The organism is Cellulomonas sp. NPDC058312 (assembly GCF_042880135.1).
GTDB lineage: Bacteria > Actinomycetota > Actinomycetes > Actinomycetales > Cellulomonadaceae > Cellulomonas.
In genome coordinates, this window is the sequence record NZ_JBHVZE010000001.1 from 463,928 (window position 1) to 480,653 (window position 16,726).

At 74.9% G+C, this 16,726-nt stretch carries 14 protein-coding genes; 5 read left to right on the forward strand and 9 right to left on the reverse strand.

What is annotated here, in order from left to right:
• Positions 1–40: 40 nt before the first annotated feature.
• The 4 genes from ACFVXN_RS02150 to ACFVXN_RS02165 form a co-directional block, all read right to left on the reverse strand.
• A complete protein-coding gene (locus ACFVXN_RS02150; RefSeq protein ID WP_389226528.1) occupies positions 41–964 on the reverse strand; it encodes a carbohydrate ABC transporter permease in 924 nt (307 codons plus the stop codon).
• Complete coding sequence (locus tag ACFVXN_RS02155) at positions 961–2,061, reverse strand: carbohydrate ABC transporter permease (RefSeq protein ID WP_389226531.1); 1,101 nt, start codon at positions 2,059–2,061, stop codon at positions 961–963. The genes ACFVXN_RS02150 and ACFVXN_RS02155 overlap by 4 nt, the downstream gene beginning before the upstream one ends.
• A 105-nt stretch (positions 2,062–2,166) precedes the next feature.
• Positions 2,167–3,462 carry an ABC transporter substrate-binding protein gene (locus ACFVXN_RS02160; protein ID WP_389226534.1) on the reverse strand — a complete coding sequence of 432 codons (1,296 nt, stop codon included), beginning with the start codon at positions 3,460–3,462 and terminating at the stop codon, positions 2,167–2,169.
• A 274-nt stretch (positions 3,463–3,736) separates the two neighbouring features.
• Positions 3,737–4,243, reverse strand: coding sequence for a DUF2505 domain-containing protein (locus ACFVXN_RS02165; RefSeq protein WP_389226537.1), 507 nt, complete (start codon positions 4,241–4,243; stop codon positions 3,737–3,739).
• A 170-nt stretch (positions 4,244–4,413) separates the two neighbouring features.
• Between ACFVXN_RS02165 and ACFVXN_RS02170 the strand changes: the two genes are divergently transcribed.
• Positions 4,414–5,895 carry a sensor histidine kinase gene (locus ACFVXN_RS02170; protein WP_389226540.1) on the forward strand — a complete coding sequence of 494 codons (1,482 nt, stop codon included), beginning with the start codon at positions 4,414–4,416 and terminating at the stop codon, positions 5,893–5,895.
• A 327-nt stretch (positions 5,896–6,222) separates the two neighbouring features.
• Here the strand turns inward: ACFVXN_RS02170 and ACFVXN_RS02175 are convergent, their stop codons facing one another.
• The gene (locus tag ACFVXN_RS02175) at positions 6,223–6,471 is read right to left on the reverse strand and encodes a WhiB family transcriptional regulator (protein WP_122151410.1); all 249 of its coding nucleotides are present in this window, start codon (positions 6,469–6,471) and stop codon (positions 6,223–6,225) included.
• A gap of 402 nt (positions 6,472–6,873) precedes the next feature.
• On the opposite strand from ACFVXN_RS02175, the gene ACFVXN_RS02180 reads away from it, so the two are divergent.
• Positions 6,874–7,323 (forward strand): hypothetical protein, encoded by a 450-nt coding sequence (locus tag ACFVXN_RS02180; RefSeq protein WP_389226544.1) that lies wholly within the window; start codon positions 6,874–6,876, stop codon positions 7,321–7,323.
• An 88-nt stretch (positions 7,324–7,411) separates the two neighbouring features.
• Here the strand turns inward: ACFVXN_RS02180 and ACFVXN_RS02185 are convergent, their stop codons facing one another.
• The 4 genes from ACFVXN_RS02185 to ACFVXN_RS02200 form a co-directional block, all read right to left on the reverse strand.
• The gene (locus tag ACFVXN_RS02185; protein ID WP_389226547.1) at positions 7,412–10,036 is read right to left on the reverse strand and encodes an ABC transporter permease; all 2,625 of its coding nucleotides are present in this window, start codon (positions 10,034–10,036) and stop codon (positions 7,412–7,414) included.
• Positions 10,036–10,872: an ABC transporter ATP-binding protein gene (locus tag ACFVXN_RS02190; RefSeq protein ID WP_389226550.1), complete on the reverse strand. Its 837-nt coding sequence runs from the start codon at positions 10,870–10,872 to the stop codon at positions 10,036–10,038. The genes ACFVXN_RS02185 and ACFVXN_RS02190 overlap by 1 nt, the downstream gene beginning before the upstream one ends.
• A 167-nt stretch (positions 10,873–11,039) precedes the next feature.
• Entirely contained in the window at positions 11,040–11,753 is a 714-nt protein-coding gene (locus tag ACFVXN_RS02195) for a response regulator (protein WP_389226553.1), read from the reverse strand.
• 10 nt (positions 11,754–11,763) lie between these two features.
• On the reverse strand, positions 11,764–13,035 hold the full coding sequence (locus ACFVXN_RS02200) for a sensor histidine kinase (protein ID WP_389226556.1): 1,272 nt from the start codon (positions 13,033–13,035) through the stop codon (positions 11,764–11,766).
• Between the two features lie 200 nt (positions 13,036–13,235).
• Here ACFVXN_RS02200 and ACFVXN_RS02205 point away from each other — a divergent pair, with 200 nt between their 5' ends.
• From ACFVXN_RS02205 to ACFVXN_RS02215, 3 genes are all read left to right on the forward strand, one after another.
• Positions 13,236–13,928 (forward strand): response regulator transcription factor, encoded by a 693-nt coding sequence (locus ACFVXN_RS02205; protein WP_389226559.1) that lies wholly within the window; start codon positions 13,236–13,238, stop codon positions 13,926–13,928.
• Positions 13,929–13,931: 3 nt separating this feature from the next.
• Positions 13,932–15,257, forward strand: coding sequence for an ATP-binding protein (locus tag ACFVXN_RS02210; protein WP_389226562.1), 1,326 nt, complete (start codon positions 13,932–13,934; stop codon positions 15,255–15,257).
• A gap of 100 nt (positions 15,258–15,357) precedes the next feature.
• On the forward strand, positions 15,358–16,716 hold the full coding sequence (locus tag ACFVXN_RS02215; protein WP_389226565.1) for a hypothetical protein: 1,359 nt from the start codon (positions 15,358–15,360) through the stop codon (positions 16,714–16,716).
• Positions 16,717–16,726: the final 10 nt, after the last annotated feature.

Genomic DNA, 16,726 nt, shown 5'->3' on the forward strand with positions numbered 1-16,726 from the left:
CGGGGACCCGGGTCCGGGCCCCCGCGCGGAAGCGTAACGGTCAGCCCTTGACGGCCCCGGCCATGATGCCGGCGACGAGCTGGCGACCGGCGACCAGGAACAGCAGGAGCAGCGGGATGATCGACAGGACGACGCCCGCCATGATCAGCGGCAGGTCCTGGAAGAACCCGGCCTGCAGCAGCTTCAGCGCCACCGGCAGCGTGGGGTTCTGGGTGCCGAGGACGATCGACGGCCAGAAGAAGTTCGTCCACGACGTGATGAAGGTGAACAGCGCGAGCATCGCGGCGGCGGGCCGGGCGGCCGGCAGCGCGACCGACCAGAACGTCCGGAACATCGACGCGCCGTCCACGCGGGCGGCCTCGATGAGCTCGTAGGGGAGCGCGGAGTCGAGGTACTGGGTCATCCAGAACACGCCGAACGCGGTGACCAGCGCCGGCAGGATCACCGCCAGCAGGTTGCCGGTGAGGCCGAGCTGGCGCATCACGATGTAGAGCGGCACGACGCCGAGCTGGGTCGGCACGGCCATCGTCGCGATGACGAACACCAGCAGCGGGCCGCGGCCCTTGAACCGCAGCTTGGAGAACGAGTACCCGGCGAGCGTGGAGAAGAACACCACGGACGCGCTGGTCACCAGCGCCACGACCAGCGAGTTGCCGGTGGCACGCACCAGGTCGATGTCGGCGTCGAACACGCGCTGCAGGTTGTCGAGGAAGTGCCCGCCCGGCAGGAACGCCGGGATCGGGTTCTGCGCGACCTCCGCGGACGTCGAGGACGCCAGCTGGAACGTGAAGTACAGCGGGTACGCGGAGATCAGCACGAACGCGCCGAGGACCAGGTAGGTCACCCAGCCCGGACGCCGGTCGGCGCCGCCGCCGTTGCCGCCGCGGCCGCGCTTGCGGGCCGCCGCGCGCGCCGCGCCCTTGCCGGCGGTCTGCTCGATGACGGGGATGGACGGGGCGCTCATCGGGGATCCACCTCGATCGGGGCCGCGGCGGTGACCGCGGCGTCGGACGTCTGCTTGACGCGGCGGGTGAGCTCGCGGCCGTTGCGGCGCGTCTGCTTCCGGGCGGCCTTGGCGGAGCGGCTCATGTCGTCCGCCGACGCGATCCGTCGCGTCAGCCAGTTGTTGAGCAGCGCGAACAGGATGATGATCAGGAACAGCAGCCAGGCGACCGCCGCCGCGCGTCCGAGCTGCTGCTTGTTCCAGCCGAGCTCGTACAGGTAGAGCGTGACGGTCTTCCACTGGCCGTTGGAGCCGCCGAGGCCGGTCGCGTCGTACATGCGCGGCTCGTCGAAGATCTGCAGGCCGCCGATGGTCGACGTCAGGATCACGAAGATCATCGTGGGTCGGACCATCGGGACGGTGATGGAGAAGAACTGCCGCAGCCGGTTGGCGCCGTCGAGCGTGGCGGCCTCGTACAGGTCGCGGGGGATCGCCTGCATCGCGGCCAGCAGGATCAGCGCGTTGTAGCCGGTCCAGCGGAAGTTCACCATCGAGGAGATGGCGAGGTGCGACGCGAGCGCGTCCTTGTGCCAGCCGATCGGGTCGATGCCGATGTGGCCGAGGATCGTGTTGATCATGCCGGAGCCGTCGGCGAACATCTGCGAGAACACCAGGCCGACGGCCACGGGGGCGACGACGTAGGGGAGCAGGACGCCCATCCGCCAGAACGTCTTGGCCCGCAGGTTCGCGTCCAGCATCGCGGCGATCACGAGGGCGGCGATGACCTGGGGGACGGTCGACAGCAGGAAGATGCTCAGCGTGTTGCGCAGCGCCTTCCAGAAGAAGGTCTGGCCGAGCACGAAGGTGAAGTTGTCGAACCCGACGAACTCGCCCTTGCCGCCGATGAGGCTCCACTCGTGCAGCGAGACCCAGCCGGTGTAGAGCAGCGGGAACAGGCCGACGACGGCGAACAGCAGGAAGAACGGCGAGATGTACAGGTAGGGCGAGACCTTCACGTCCCAGCGGCCCAGCGTCTGCCGGAAGCCGATCTTGCGGGGTGGGCGGTCGTCACCGCTGCGCGGTGCCGCGCCCACCGGGGGCGCCGTCTGGGTGGCCATCGTGTTCCTTCGTGCGGGGTGGGACTGCGGGGTCGAGCGGGCGCGCGACGGGCCGCGCGCGACGGGCCGGGCCGCCGGGGTGTCCCGACGGCCCGGCCCGGAGGGTCAGCCGATCGCGGCGACCGCGTCCTCGAAGCCCTTCCAGGACTCCTCGGGCGTCATCGACTTGTCGACGTCGACGCGGTTGAAGGCGTCGGACAGGCCGTTGCGGACGGTGAAGTAGTTCTCGCCCTTGAACGGCTGGGTCGAGATGCCCGCGGAGCGGTCCGTGTAGATCGCGCCGGTGGGGGCGTTGTTGAAGAACTCGCGGGTCATGCCCTGGAGCTCGTCCGACTTCTGCGCGTCGATCTGGCTCGGGAAGTTGCCGTTCACCGCGAACGCCTTGAGCTGCTGCTCGGGGGCGGTCAGCCAGTCGGCGAGCGCCTTGGCCTCCTCCGGGTGCTCCGACATCGTCGGGACGGTCAGGAACGAGCCGCCCCAGTTGCCGCCGCCGCCGGGGAAGACGTTGGCGATGTCCCAGCCCTCGACGCCGGCCGCGTTGCCCTCGATGTTGCCGAGGAACCAGGCCGGGGCGAGCGCGACCGCGAAGCCGTTGCTCTGGAAGGCGTTGGTCCAGTCGGTCTCCCACTGCTTGAGACCGGCGGACTGGTTGCCGTGCGACAGGATCGTGTCGTAGATGTCGCGGATCTCGGGGTTGTCGAGCGCGATGATCTCGCCGGAGTCGGGGTCCTCGAAGGGCACCTCGACCTGGTTGATCATGCCCTGGGCGATCGCGTCGGCCGAGTCGAAGAACGCCGGGCCGGTGCCCGCGGCCATGAACTGGTCGCCGACGGCGAAGAAGTCGTCCCAGGTGGCGTCGTCGCCGCCGAAGAGGTCGGCGACCGCCTCGCGGTCCGTCGGCAGGCCGGCGGCGGCGAACAGGTCGGCGCGGTAGGCGATGGCCTCGGGGCCGATGTCGGTGGGGTAGCCGAGCAGGGCGCCGTCCTGCGACGTCGCCTGGTCCAGGGTCCACTGGTTCCAGCGACCGTCGACGGAGTCGCTGGTCAGGTCCACGAACTGGTCCGAGTACTGGATGATCTGCGGCATCCAGTCGACCTCGGCGCCCACGACGTCCGCGAGGCCCGAGCCGGCGCCGAGCGCCGTCTGGAACTGCTCCTTGGCGTCGTCGGACTTCCCGAACTTGTTGTGCTCGATCGTGATGTTCGGGTGCTCCTCCTCGTACTGCTTGAGGAGGTCCTCGTAGCCGAACTGGTTGAACGTCGAGATGGTCAGCGTGACCTTCCCGCCGTCCTCGTCGCCGGCGGCGTCGTCCGACGACCCACCGCCGCACGCCGTGGCGAGCAGGGCCACGCCCGTCGCTCCGGCCACGGCCACCCACGTCTTGCGCGTGCTCCTGCGCACCTTGACTCCCTCGTCATCCGGCGGCGTCATCGCCGCGTCCGTTGTGGCGCCGTCGCTGGCGCCTGGAGCGCCATCGCTGGCGCCGATCGTGAGAGCGTTCCCAACACCAGGTGCGGGAGCGCTTCCACGCCCATGACCTGACCCTCGCGGGCGGAGGGGAGGGGTGTCAAGCCACGGGTCGCCCGAACGGGTGTGGAAACGCTTCCACGGGCGTATCCGCGCAGGTCAGCGATCTGGCAGGGTGAGACGCGTTACGGAATCGTTACGCGTCCGCTCAGGCGCGGGGGGTGCCGGCGACCCAGTCGCGGGCGACGGCCTCCTCGGCCTGCAGCGCACCACGCACCGCGCCGGCCGCGGCCTCCTCGACGGCCGCGCCGAACAGCGGCACGTTCGCCCGCAGGTCGCCGTCGTACGTGATCCGCGACCCGTCGCCGTCACCGCTCAGCACCACCGTGCCGGTCAGGCGCACCGGCGCGCCGGCGATCTCCACCGCGACCGTGCCCGTGCGCGAGCCGTCCGGCGCGGGGGGCTCCCACGCCTCCACCTGGCGCACCTCCAGGCGCGACCCGACGAACGCCCGCGCCTGCGGCGGGATCTGGTCGGTCGGCAGCGACCGGCGGGTGGTCACCGTGAACGAGCCGTCCTCGCCCGGCGCGACGTCGACCGCCAGCTCCTCGGCGCCGCTCGCGCGCACCTTCGCGGCGACGTACGCGGGGTCGGCCAGCATCGCCCCGGTCGTCCGGGGGTCGGCGGGGACGGAGAGGGTGACCTGCAGGTGCACGACGGGTCCTTCCAGGAGCGCGGGACGCGGGGGTGCGGGGGTGCTGAGGCGACATTATCCGCCGGGTGACCGCGGCGCGTGCGCAGGCGGGCGGCGGGCGTGGCGTGGCGGCGCGGGTGACGCGTGGACGCCCCGCGCCCGGGCCCGGCGGTGGTGTCTAGGCTGGGACGGTGTCCACCCTGAGCGAGCTCGTGCAGCGCCACTCCGACCTCGACGCCGCGGACCTCGAGTGGCTGCACCTGCTGGTCGGCGACTGGCAGGTCATCTCGGACCTCGCGTTCGCCGACCTGGTGCTGTGGCTGCCGGTCGCGGAGGGCGACTTCGTCGCGGTCGCCCAGTGCCGACCCAGCACCGGCGCCACGGTGCACTACGACGACGTCGTCGGCTCCCGCGCACCCGACGGCCAGCGCCCGCAGCTCGCACGCTCGCTCAGCGAGGTGAAGTCGCTGCGATCGCGCGAGCCCCGCTGGTTCGGCTCGTACGCCGTGCGGGAGGAGGCAGTCCCCGTGGTGCGCGACGGCCGCGCGATCGCCGTCATCGCCCGGCAGACCAACCTCGGCGGCGCGCGGACCCCCAGCCGCCTCGAGCTCAACTACGTCGAGGCCGCGGACGACCTGATGGCGATGATCGCGCGCGGCGAGTTCCCGCTGCCCAACGCCGCCACCGGCCCCCGGCGGGGCGCACCCCGGGTCGGCGACGGCCTGGTGCGGCTCAACTCCGAGGGCGAGGTGCTCTACGCCAGCCCCAACGCCCTGTCCTGCTTCCACCGGCTCGGCGCGATGGACGACCTCGTGGGCCGGTCGCTGGTCGAGGTGGTCGCCGACCTCGTCGAGCAGAAGTCCACCGTCGACGAGTCGATGCCCCTGGTGCTCATGGGCCGCGCGCCGTGGCGGACCGACATCGAGGCGCACGGTGTCGCGCTGTCCCTGCGTGCCGTCCCGCTCACCGAGGACCACGAGCGGATCGGCGCCGTGCTGCTGTGCCGCGACGTGTCCGAGCTCCGGCGTCGCGAGCGGGAGCTCATCACCAAGGACGCGACGATCCGCGAGATCCACCACCGCGTGAAGAACAACCTGCAGACCGTCGCGGCGCTGCTGCGGCTGCAGGCCCGGCGCATCAAGGTCCCCGAGGCCCGGGCCGCCCTCGAGGAGGCCATGCGCCGCGTCGCCACCATCGCGCTGGTGCACGAGACCCTGTCGCAGACCCTCGACGAGACCGTGGTGTTCGACGACCTGGTCGGCCGGTCCCTGCGGCTCGCCGCCGACGTCGCCTCCGCCGGCAACAGCGTCCGCACCGTCGTGCGCGGCACCTTCGGGCCGGTCTCCGCCGAGGACGCCACGGCGCTCGCGCTGGTGCTCACCGAGCTGGTGACCAACGCCGTCGAGCACGGCCTGGCGGGCCGGGAGTCCGGGACCGTCGAGGTCACCGCCGACCGCGTCGACGACGAGGTCACGGTCATCGTCGCCGACGACGGCGCGGGCATCCCCGCCGACGCGGGCGCCGGCACCGGGCTCGGCACCCAGATCGTCTCGACCCTCGTCACCAACGAGCTGCGTGGGTCCATCGCGTGGTCGGCCCGCGAGGGCGGCGGCACCCAGGTCGAGCTCCGCGCCACCCTGCGCACCCCGAACCACGCGAACACGGTCGCGTAGCGCCCGCGGCGCCGCGCACCCGCACCCGCGCTCTCCCGGCCCCGCGCCGCCCCGCGCCCGCGTCGCCGAGATGACACCGCACGCCTGCGTCGCCACCCGCGCGCACAGGCGGGCACTGCCATCTCGGCGTCGGCGTCGGTCGCGGGGCGTCGGGCGCGGGGCGGTGACGAGGGGTCACGACACGCGGGTGGTCCGGGGCGGACGCCGGCGTGTCGTGACCTCTCGTCGTCCCGAGCCAGCGGGCGCGGCAGGCCCGGGGTGGACGCGACGACGCCCGCCTGCCCCGGAAGGGGCGGCGGGCGTCGGCGGCGGGTGCGCGGCGGGTGGTCAGCCGGCGCGGCGCTGGCGGGCGGTGCGGCGCTTGAGGGCGCGGCGCTCGTCCTCGGACAGGCCGCCCCAGACGCCGGCGTCCTGACCGGACTCGAGGGCCCACTTGAGGCACGTGTCGACGACGTCGCAGCGACGGCACACGGCCTTCGCCTCCTCGATCTGCAGCAGGGCCGGGCCCGTGTTGCCGATCGGGAAGAACAGCTCCGGGTCCTCGGTCAGGCACGCTGCGCGGTGGCGCCAATCCATCGAAAACACTCCTCAGCACGGGGGCATGCCACTCACCAGGGGGCTGGGTGGCGTGGGGGCGCAGAAGCACACGTCGACGCAAGGGATTCGCGGGGGCGTGAGCGTCGGCGCTCGGGATTCGAACTGCTGAGTACAAGATTCACATGGGCGCAGACGGCGCACAAGGGGTTACGCGGAGGTTTCTCGCGCGTAACGACTGAGGCGTCGGTCACACCTGTGGGGATCCTGGACGCCTCGGCCGCAGGCTACTCCGGTCGGCGCTCCCGGCGCCAATTCCACCCGCACGCTGGGACGAAGGTCCCGACGGCGGAGGGCCCCGGCGCGCTGACCTGCGGCGACGTCGGGACCGTCGAACCCCGGCAGACGGGGGCGTGGCGGGACCGGCGCCGCTAGGGTCGCGACGTGACCGCCACGCCCCCGCCCGCCCCGCTCCCGCCCCGGCCCGCGCGCCCCCCGGTCCCGGTCCGCGTGCTCACCGCGCTGGTGCTCGCCCAGGCCGCGGCGCTGCTCGTCGCGGCCGTGGCCTGCGTGGTCGCGCTGGTCCGGGGGACCGACCTGCCGGGGCCGGTCGTGTTCCTCGCGGTCCTCGCGGCCGGGATGGGCGCGCTGCTCGGCGGCGCGGGCCGGGCCCTGCTCCAGGGCCACCGCTGGGGCCGCGCACCGGTGATGACGGTGCAGATCCTGCTGGTGGTGCTCGCGATCGGCTGGCTGGGCGTCGAGGTGGCGGCCTGGTCGGTCGGGGTCCTCGTGCTCGCCGTCGTCACCGGCGGGCTGCTGCTCGTGCCCGCGGTGGTGGGCTGGACGTTCGGCACGCCGGGGGAGCGCCGCGACGGCGAGGTCGGCCGCGGCTAGGTGAACGGCGGGTGGACGACGGCGGGGCCGCCCGGTGCACGACCGGACGACCCCGCGCGGGTCGGACGCCGTCGGGCGCCCGGGCTGCTCAGTCCACGGCGAGCGCCGCGACCGGCGGGGTGCGCGCCGCGCTGCGGCCCGGGAGCACCGACGCCAGCACCCCGGCGACCAGCGCGACCAGCAGCACCGCGGCGAGGTCCCGCCACGGGACCCGGAGCTGCACGTCCGACAGGGACGCGAGCACCGAGGCGGAGCCCAGCCAGCCGTAGGCCAGCCCGAGCAGGACGCCGACCACCGCGCCGACCCCGGCGATCAGGGCGCCCTCGACCGCCATCGACGCCCGCAGCTGCCGCCGGGTCAGACCGAGCGCGCGCAGCGTCGCGGACTCACGGCGGCGCTCGATGACCGACAGGCTGAGGGTGTTGGTCACGCCGATGAGGGCGATGACGACCGCGACCGCGAGCAGCCCGACGACCACGGCCAGCATCACGTCGATCGTCCGCTGGTAGAGCGCGCGCTCGACCGCCGCGCCGGAGATGTCGAGCACCGAGTCCAGCGTGAGGTCCTGGACGCCCTGGACCACGCGCCCGGAGGCGTCGATGTCGGCGACCCGGACCCACGCCGTCGACGGCGTGCCGGCGGAGCCGATCGCGTCGAGCGTGCCGGGCGTCACCAGCACCGACCAGTCGTCCAGGTCGCTGACGACCACCCGCAGGTCGGTGCTCGCGGCGCCGGGCTCCGCCTGGCCGGTGAGCGCGTCCCCGAGGGCGAGCGAGAGGGTGTCGCCGTCGCTCAGGTGGAAGTACGAGGCCATGCTCGACGGCACGACCACGGTGGCGTCCGTGACCGCCTCGACGAGGTCGGGGTCGCGGAGCACGTCGGCGGCCTGGTCGGGGCTGACGGCGACGGCGGTCGCGGTCTCCCCGGCGTCCCCGACCGCCACGGTGGCGGTCGGCAGGACGGCGACGTCGGACACGCCCGCGACCTCGCGCAGCCGGTCGGCGGTGCCGGCGGGCAGCGGCTCGATCACGGTGCGGCCCTCGGCGTCGACGGAGGTCGGTGCCGAGACCTGCAGGTCCACCGGGAACCGGGCGTCGAGCTCGCCGTCGAGGGTGGCACGGGAGGTGACGGCGCCGGTGCTCATCATCGTCACCAGGGTGACGCCGATCAGCAGCGCGGTGCTGGTCGCGGCCGTGCGGGCCGGGTTGCGTCCGGTGTTGGCGGCGGCCAGCCGGGCCGGCACCCCGGCGCGGCCGACGAGCGCGCCGGTGGCGGCCACGACCTTCGGCATCCAGAACACGGCGCTGACGAGCACGCCGACGAAGGACGCCGCACCGCCGAGGAACGCGACGCCGAGGGCGAGCGCCGGGTCGACGGTCCGGGACAGGACGACCCCGGCGGCCAGCAGCACCGCGCCGCCGACGACGGCGAGCAGGCTCAGCACCAGCCGGACCCGACCGGCCCCGCTGCCGAGCGCCGGCGCGTCGGCAGGGCGCAGGGCCGCGACCGGGGCGACGCGGGTGGCGACGCGGGCGGGCGTCAGCGCCGCCAGGACGGTGACCACGGTGCCGACCAGCAGCGGCGCGACCACGCTCGCGACGGTGGGCCGCACGACCGCGGGGACCGGGAACGGCAGGTCCGCGCCCCGCATCGCGAGGAGCGCGAGCTGGACCAGGAGCGTGCCGAGCAGCGCACCGGCGGCGGACGCGACCGCGCCGAGGATCGTCGCCTCGAGCAGGACCGACCGCCGGACCTGGGACCGCACCGCGCCCACGCAGCGCAGCAGCGCGAGCATGCGGGTGCGCTGGGCGACCAGCACCTGGAACGTGTTGGCGATCACGAGGCCGGCGACGACCATCGCGACGGCGGCGAACGCCAGGACCACCAGGAGGATGGCGCTGGTGCCGTCGCCGGAGATCGCGCGCTCGGCCGCGGCGTCGCGGGTGAGCACCAGCGGCTCGCCCGCGCCCGTCGCGAGGACGCCGCGCACGGCGTCCTGCACGACCGCGGTGTCGGCGCCCGGCTCCAGGGCGATCAGCACCTGGTTGGTGCCGGCGACCTCGAGCGGCTGGGCCTCGGGGCCGCGGCCCCAGCCGGACCAGCGCAGCACCGCCTCGGTCGTGGACATGCCCACGCCGTCGTACTGGGCCCACGCGGCCGTGGGGTCCGTGGTCAGCGCGACGACCGTGACGGCCTGGTCGCGCTCCAGGACGGTCGCCCCGTCGTCCTTCTCGTCGGGGGTGCGCTGCCACTCGTTGTAGGACACCGTGACGCGGTCGCCGAGCGCGACGCCGAGCCGTTCGGCGGAGCGCTCCGGCAGCGCGATCTCGTCGTCGCCGGCGGGCAGCTCGCCCGCGGTGACCTGCTGGGTGTCGAAGGCGTCGTCGCTCGGCACGGGGACGAAGGTCTGCGTGATCTCCTTGTCGCCCGCGGTGAGGTGCACGTACGGGACGATCACGCGGGGATCCGCGCCGGCGACGCCGGGCTGGGACCGCACCGCGTCCATCGTCGCGTCGGTGAGCGCCTGCGGGGAGCTGCCGATCAGGTCGGCGGTCCCGTACGACGCCGTGATGGAGTCGTAGGAGATCCGCCGCATCACGTCACCGGCGAGCAGCGTCGCCGCGACGAAGGCCGTGCCGATCGCGATCGCGATGCCCGCGGCGGTCAGCCGCCCGAGGCTGCGGCGCATCTGCGCCAGGGTGAGGCGCCACATCAGGCACCTGCCGGGACGTCGGCGACCTCGAGCTGGCGCAGCGCGTCCAGCCCGGCGAGCACGGCCTCGGGCGTCGGGTCGACGATGTCGCCCGCGATCCGGCCGTCGGCGAGCAGCACCACGCGGTCGGCGTAGGCGGCGGCCGTCGGGTCGTGGGTGACCATGATGATCGTGCGGCCCAGCTCCCGCACCGAGCGACGCAGGAAGCTCAGCACCTCGGCGCCGGAGCGCGAGTCCAGGTTGCCGGTGGGCTCGTCGGCGAACACGACCTCCGGCTTGGCGATCAGGGCGCGGGCGATCGCGACGCGCTGCTGCTGCCCGCCGGACAGCTCGGAGGGCCGGTGCGTGAGGCGCCGGGTGAGCCCGAGCGTGGTCACGAGGGTGTCGAACCAGGCGCGGTCGACGGGGGCGCCGGCGAGCTCCAGCGGCAGCAGGATGTTCTGCTCCGCGGTGAACATCGGCAGCAGGTTGAACGACTGGAACACGAAGCCGACGCGGTCGCGGCGCAGCCGGGTCAGGGCGTCGTCGTCGAGGGTGGTGACGTCGGTGGGGCCGAGGAACGCGGAGCCCGCGGTCGCGGCGTCCAGCCCGGCGAGGACGTGCATCAGCGTCGACTTGCCGGAGCCCGACGGGCCCATGATCGCGGTGAACTCACCGGCCGCGAAGTCGACGTCGACCCCGGCCAGGGCGCGGACCTCGGCCTCGCCGCGCCCGTAGACCTTGGCCAGGCCCCGGGCGCGGACGGCGGCCTGGGCGGCCGGCGCGGCGTGGGCCGGCGGTCCGGCGGGGGGTGCGGCGTGCGGGGCGGGTGCTCCGGCGGGGGTGAACGGGTCCACGGCAGTGCTCCTGGTGATCGGCGTATCCGGTGCCCTCGACGCTACGGAGCGGCACGGCACGGTGTCGTCCACCCGGGGCCCGGTCCGGGGGTCATCCCGGGGTACGACCTGGGTCGCACCGGGTCGGGCCCGGGGTCGCAGGAGGTCGGTCCCCGGGTCGCGGGAGGTCAGGCCCCCGGGACGACCAGGCCGGTCTCGTAGGCGACGACGACGGCCTGCACCCGGTCGCGGGCGCCGAGCTTGGCGAGGATCCGCCCGACGTGCGTCTTGACGGTGGCCTCCGCGACGAACAGGTCCGACCCGATCTCGGTGTTCGACCGGCCGCGGGCCATCAGCACCAGGACCTCCCGCTCGCGCTCGGTGAGCGAGGCGAGCTGCTCCTGCGCCGCGGCGGTCTGCGGCTGCTCGGCGGGCAGCGCGGTGACGAGGTGCTCGAGCAGGCGGCGGGTGCTGGACGGCGCGATCACGGCGTCGCCGCGGTGCACGGTGCGGATGGCCTCCAGCATGTCCTCCGGCGGCGCGTCCTTGAGGAGGAACCCGCTGGCGCCGGCGCGGATCGCGGACAGCACGTACTCGTCGAGGTCGAACGTCGTCAGCACGATGATCCGGGGCGCGGGGTGCTCGGGGGTGCCGGCGGCGACGATCCGCTCGGTGGCGGCCAGCCCGTCGAGCCCGGGCATCCGGACGTCCATCAGCACGACGTCGACCGGGCCGAGCACCTGGGCCTGCGCGGTCGTCGGGGTGAGGGCCTGCACGGCCTGCACGCCGTCGCCGGCCTCCAGGACGACGGACAGGTCGGGCTGGGAGTCGATGACGAGCCGGAACCCCGCCCGCACGAGCTGCTGGTCGTCCACCACGCCGACGCGGATCGTCTCGGTCATGCGGGCCAGCCTAGGGCTGCGCCGCAGGTGCCGGCGCCGCCGCATCCAGCTCGGGGGCTCCCGGGGGCAGCGGCAGCTCGACCCGGACCCGGAACCCGCCGCCCGGACGCGGCGCCGCGGTGAGGGACCCGCCGACCATCGCGGCCCGCTCGCGCATGCCGAGCAGGCCGTGCCCGGCGCCATCGGAGTCGGCGGCGGCGCCGCGCCCGTCGTCGTCGACCTGGAGCACCAGGGCGGACGGCTGCCACTGCACCAGCACGGTGACGGCCGGGGAGGGTCCGGCGTGCTTGAGCACGTTGGTCAGCGCCTCCTGGCAGATCCGGTAGACGGTCAGGCCGATGCCCGGCGGCAGCCGGCGCGCGGTGCCCATCCGGACCAGCGACACCCGGGCGCCGGACCCGCGCACCTGCTCCACGAGCGACTCGAGGTCCTGCTCGGCGGGCTGCGGGGTGTACGGGGTGGCCCCGGTGCCGGGCGCCGCACCACCGGCGGCCGGGTCGCGCAGCACGCCGAGCAGCCGGCGCATGTCGGCCAGGGCGGCGCGGCCGGTCTCGGCGATGGTCGTGAGGGCGCGGGTGGCGGCGTCGGGGTCGGCCGCGGCCGCGTAGCGCCCGCCGTCGGCCTGCGCGACCACCACGGACAGGGAGTGGGCGACGATGTCGTGCATCTCCCGGGCGATGCGGGTGCGCTCGGCCGCGGTGGCGATCTGGGCCTGCTGGTCGCGCTCGACCTCGAGCCGCTCCGCCCGGTCGCGCAGGGTGGTGATCATCTCGCGGCGGGACCGGCGCATCAGCCCGAACGCCCAGGCCGCGACCGCGCAGGCGCAGCAGAACACCCACAGCGCCATCATCGTCGCGGCGAGCTCCGGCGCGTTGCGGTACCCGACCGTGGCCATCAGGGCCACCGACATCACCAGGGCGCCGACGACGGCCGACGCGATCGCGGTCCAGTGCGCCCAGCGCGGGCCGTGGACCGTGACGGAGTACAGGGCGACCAGCACCGCCAGGTCAGCGGGCATCAGCGTCGGCATCCCGAGCAGGATGTGCAGCAGCCCGGCCGCGTAGACGGCGATGACGGAGGCGACCGGGTTCCGGCGGCGCCAGGCCAGCGGCAGCCAGACCAGGGCCGACAGCACCACCCCCGCGACCGGGGTCCGCTCCCAGCCGGTCGCCACGCCGGCGCCGAGCGGGATCATGACCAGCCCGGTGAGCACCGTGACGGTCGCGTCGATCCCGAGCTGGTGCCGCTCCTCCCAGGTCTGCAGCCGTTCCCACCACGTCATCGGGCCAGCGTAGGTCGGGCCTCGGGGCCGTCGCGTGCCCCCGCAGGCGGACCGGGCCGGCGCCGACGTCGTCCCACGGGCGGAGCGCGACGGCGGGCGGACCCGCCACGCGGCCCGAGGAGGCCGCCTGAGGACGACCCGACCGGACTGTGACCCGGTTGTGCCGTGTGCCAGACCGTTCCGTGACCTAACATGGCGCCATGACCCAGGTGCTGCTGGCCGAGGACGACCCCGCGATCGCCGAGCCGCTGGCCCGCGCGCTGGGCCGCGAGGGCTACGACGTGCGCGTCCAGGGCACCGGTCAGGGTGCCATCGACCGGGCCAGCGAGGCCGACCTCGTGGTCCTGGACCTCGGGCTGCCGGACATGGACGGCCTCGACGTCGCCCGCGCGATCCGCAACCAGGGCCTCACCACGCCGGTGCTGGTGCTGACGGCCCGGGCGGACGAGGTCGACCTGGTCGTCGGGCTCGACGCCGGCGCCGACGACTACGTGACCAAGCCGTTCCGCCTGGCCGAGCTGCTCGCCCGCGTCCGGGCGCTGCTGCGGCGCACCGGCGGCGACGCCCCCGACGAGGACGAGCTGCGCAGCCAGGACGTGCGCGTCGACGTCGCCGCGCACCGTGCGTTCCAGGCCGACCGCGAGCTGCACCTGACCGCCAAGGAGTTCGACCTGCTCCGCGTGCTGGTCGGCGCCGCGGGCACGGTCGTCGCCCGCGAGACCCTCATGCGCGAGGTCTGGGGCTCCGACCCCACCGGCTCGACGAAGACGCTCGACATGCACGTGTCCTGGCTGCGCCGCAAGCTCGGCGACGACGCGAGCGCCCCGCGGTACATCAGCACGGTGCGCGGCATGGGCTTCCGGTTCGAGTCCGGCGAGGGCACCCGGGGCTGACCCGTGCGCCGCCGCGTCCTCCAGGCCACCATCGCGGCCGTCACGGTCGCGGTCCTCCTGCTCGGCTTCCCCCTCGCGTTCCTCGGCGCCCAGTACGTCCGGGACAACGAGATCGGGGCGCTCGAGACGCGCGCGTCCGACCTGGCGCGCCAGATCGACAGCCGCGACCAGGAGAACCAGCCGCTGTCCGACCGCGTCCTCGAGCCCTACGTGGAGCGCGGGGGCGGCATCGCCGTCAGCGTGTTCGTCGTCACCGCCGACGGCGCCCGGTACCAGGCGGGACCCGAGGTCCCGGACCGCACGGTGACGATCACCGACGTGTCCTCGAACGGCACGCGCATCACGATGTACGCGTCGTGGTGGGAGGTGTTCCTCGCCAGCGCGCAGATCATGGGGCTCGTCGTGGTCGCTGCGGTCGTGGCGTTCGCCGCGGGCATCTCGATGGCGATCTGGCAGGCGAACCGGCTCGCGGCGCCGCTGGTCTACCTCGCGGCGTCCGCGGAGCAGCTGGGCTCCGGCCAGGTGCGCCCGCAGCTCGAGGCGTCCGGTGTCGAGGAGATCGACCTCGTCGCCGCCGAGCTGGCCCGCAGCGCCGACCGGATGGCCGGGCGGCTCGCCGCCGAGCGGCAGTTCGCGTCCGACGCGTCCCACCAGCTCCGCACGCCGCTCACGGCGCTGACGATGCGGCTGGAGGAGATCATGCTCGCCTCCGACGACGAGGCGATCCGCGAGGAGGCCCGGATCTCGTTGGAGCAGGTCGAGCGGCTGGTGACGGTCGTCGACGACCTGCTGACCCGGTCCCGGCGTGCGCAGGGCGGCACCACCGAGGCGATCCGGCTGGTCGACGTGGTGCACCAGCAGGAGGAGGAGTGGCGGCCGACCTTCGAGGCCGCGGGACGCCACCTCGTCATCGAGGTCGACCCCGCCGCGCAGGTGCTGGCCACGCCCGGCGCGCTCGCGCAGGTGCTCGCGACGCTGATCGAGAACTCGCTGCGGCACGGTGGCGGCACCACCACGGTGCGGTCCCGGCCGGGGGCGTCCCGCGCTGTCGTGGTCGAGGTCGCCGACGAGGGCGACGGCGTGCCCGACGACCTGGCGCCGCGGATCTTCGAGCGCGAGGTGACCTCCGGCCAGGGCACCGGCCTGGGGCTGGCGCTCGCCCGCGACCTCGCGTCCGCGGACGGCGCGCGGCTCGAGCTCGCGCAGCGCCGGCCCGCGGTGTTCGCGCTGTTCCTCACCGGCGTGCCCGCGGCGATGGCGCCCGACGTGGTGCTGCCGCGCGGGTCGGTCATCTCGCCGCGCAGCGAGCGGCAGCGCCGGCGGCGGTGACGGCACGTTGCGGGCTCGTCCGCCGCGGGTGGTGCGGTGCCCGTCCCGACGTGCGTAGGTTCGCCCTCGGGGATCCCACGACGAGCGGGCGGGTGGCGCGGTGGACGATCGGCGGCAGGACGCGGGTGCGGACGACGTCGACGCGCTGACCGCGCGGGTCGCGGCGCTGGAGGCCGAGAACGCCCGGCTGCGCGCGTCCGACGCCGCGCAGCAGGCTCCCAGCGACCCGCGGCGTCGACGCCCCGGCCGGTCGGCGGCGGTGGTCGCCCTGCTGGTCGCCGCAGGCCTGCTCGCCCCGGTCGCGGTGGTCGCGACCTGGGCGCGGGACCTGGTGACCGACACCGACCGGTACCTCGCCACCGTCGGGCCGCTCGCGCGGGACCCGCAGATCCGGTCCGCCGTCACCGAGCGGGTCACCACGGCGGTGGTCGAGGCGGTCGACGTGCCCGGGCTGGCCGCCGACGCCACCGGGGCGGTCACCGGGCTCGGGCTGCCGCCGCGGGTCGCGGGCGCGGTCGACGCCTTGCAGGGGCCGCTCGTGTCCGCCGTGACGGGGTTCGTCCGGCAGACCGTCGCCCGGGTCGTCGACTCCGACGGGTTCGCCACGGTGTGGGACGGGGCGAACCGCGCGGTGCACGCCCAGCTCGCCGCGGCCCTGCGCGGGGACCCGGACGCGCTGGCGACGATCGGCGCGGACGGGACGCTCACCGTGGACCTCACCGACGTGGTCGTGGCGGTCCGTGCCGCGCTGTCCGACGCGGGGTTCACCGTCGTCGACCGGCTGCCGACCATCGGCGCGAGCTTCCCGCTGCTGACCAGCGCCGACCTCGTCCGGGCGCAGGGCGCGTACCGGCTGCTGGACGTGCTCGGGGCGTGGCTGGTCTGGGTCGTGCTCGGGCTGCTGGTCGCGGCGGTGCTGGCGGCGCGGCACCGGTCGCGCGCCGTCGTCGCCGCCGGGCTGGCGCTCGCCGGGGGCATGCTGCTGCTCGGGGTCGCGCTGACGGTCGGGCGGCAGCTCTACGCCCGGGCGCTGCCCCCGGCGGTGCAGCGGCCCGACGCCGCCGTGGCCGTCTACGACCAGGTCGTCACACTGCTGCGCGTCACGCTGCGCTCGGGGCTGGCGCTCGGGCTGCTGGTGGCGGCGGTCGCGTTCGTCGCGGGCGGCAGCGCCCCGGCGCGGGCGCTGCGGGCGTCCTGGTCCCGCGCCGCCGGGCTCGCCGCGGCGGGCGACCGGCGGGGCGTGGGCACCGGCCGGGCCGGGGTGTGGCTCGCCGAGCAGCGCACGACCGTGCGGGTCGTGGTCGCGGGCGCCGCCGCGGTGGCGCTGGTGCTGCCCGACCACCTGACGCCGGGGTACGTCGCCGGGGTCGCGGTCGTGGCGGTGGTCGTGCTGGCGGTCGCGGGGCTGGCGGCGCGGCCGGCGGCGCCGCCACGACCGGGCGGGCGTCCGCCCGGGTGAGCGGGGACGC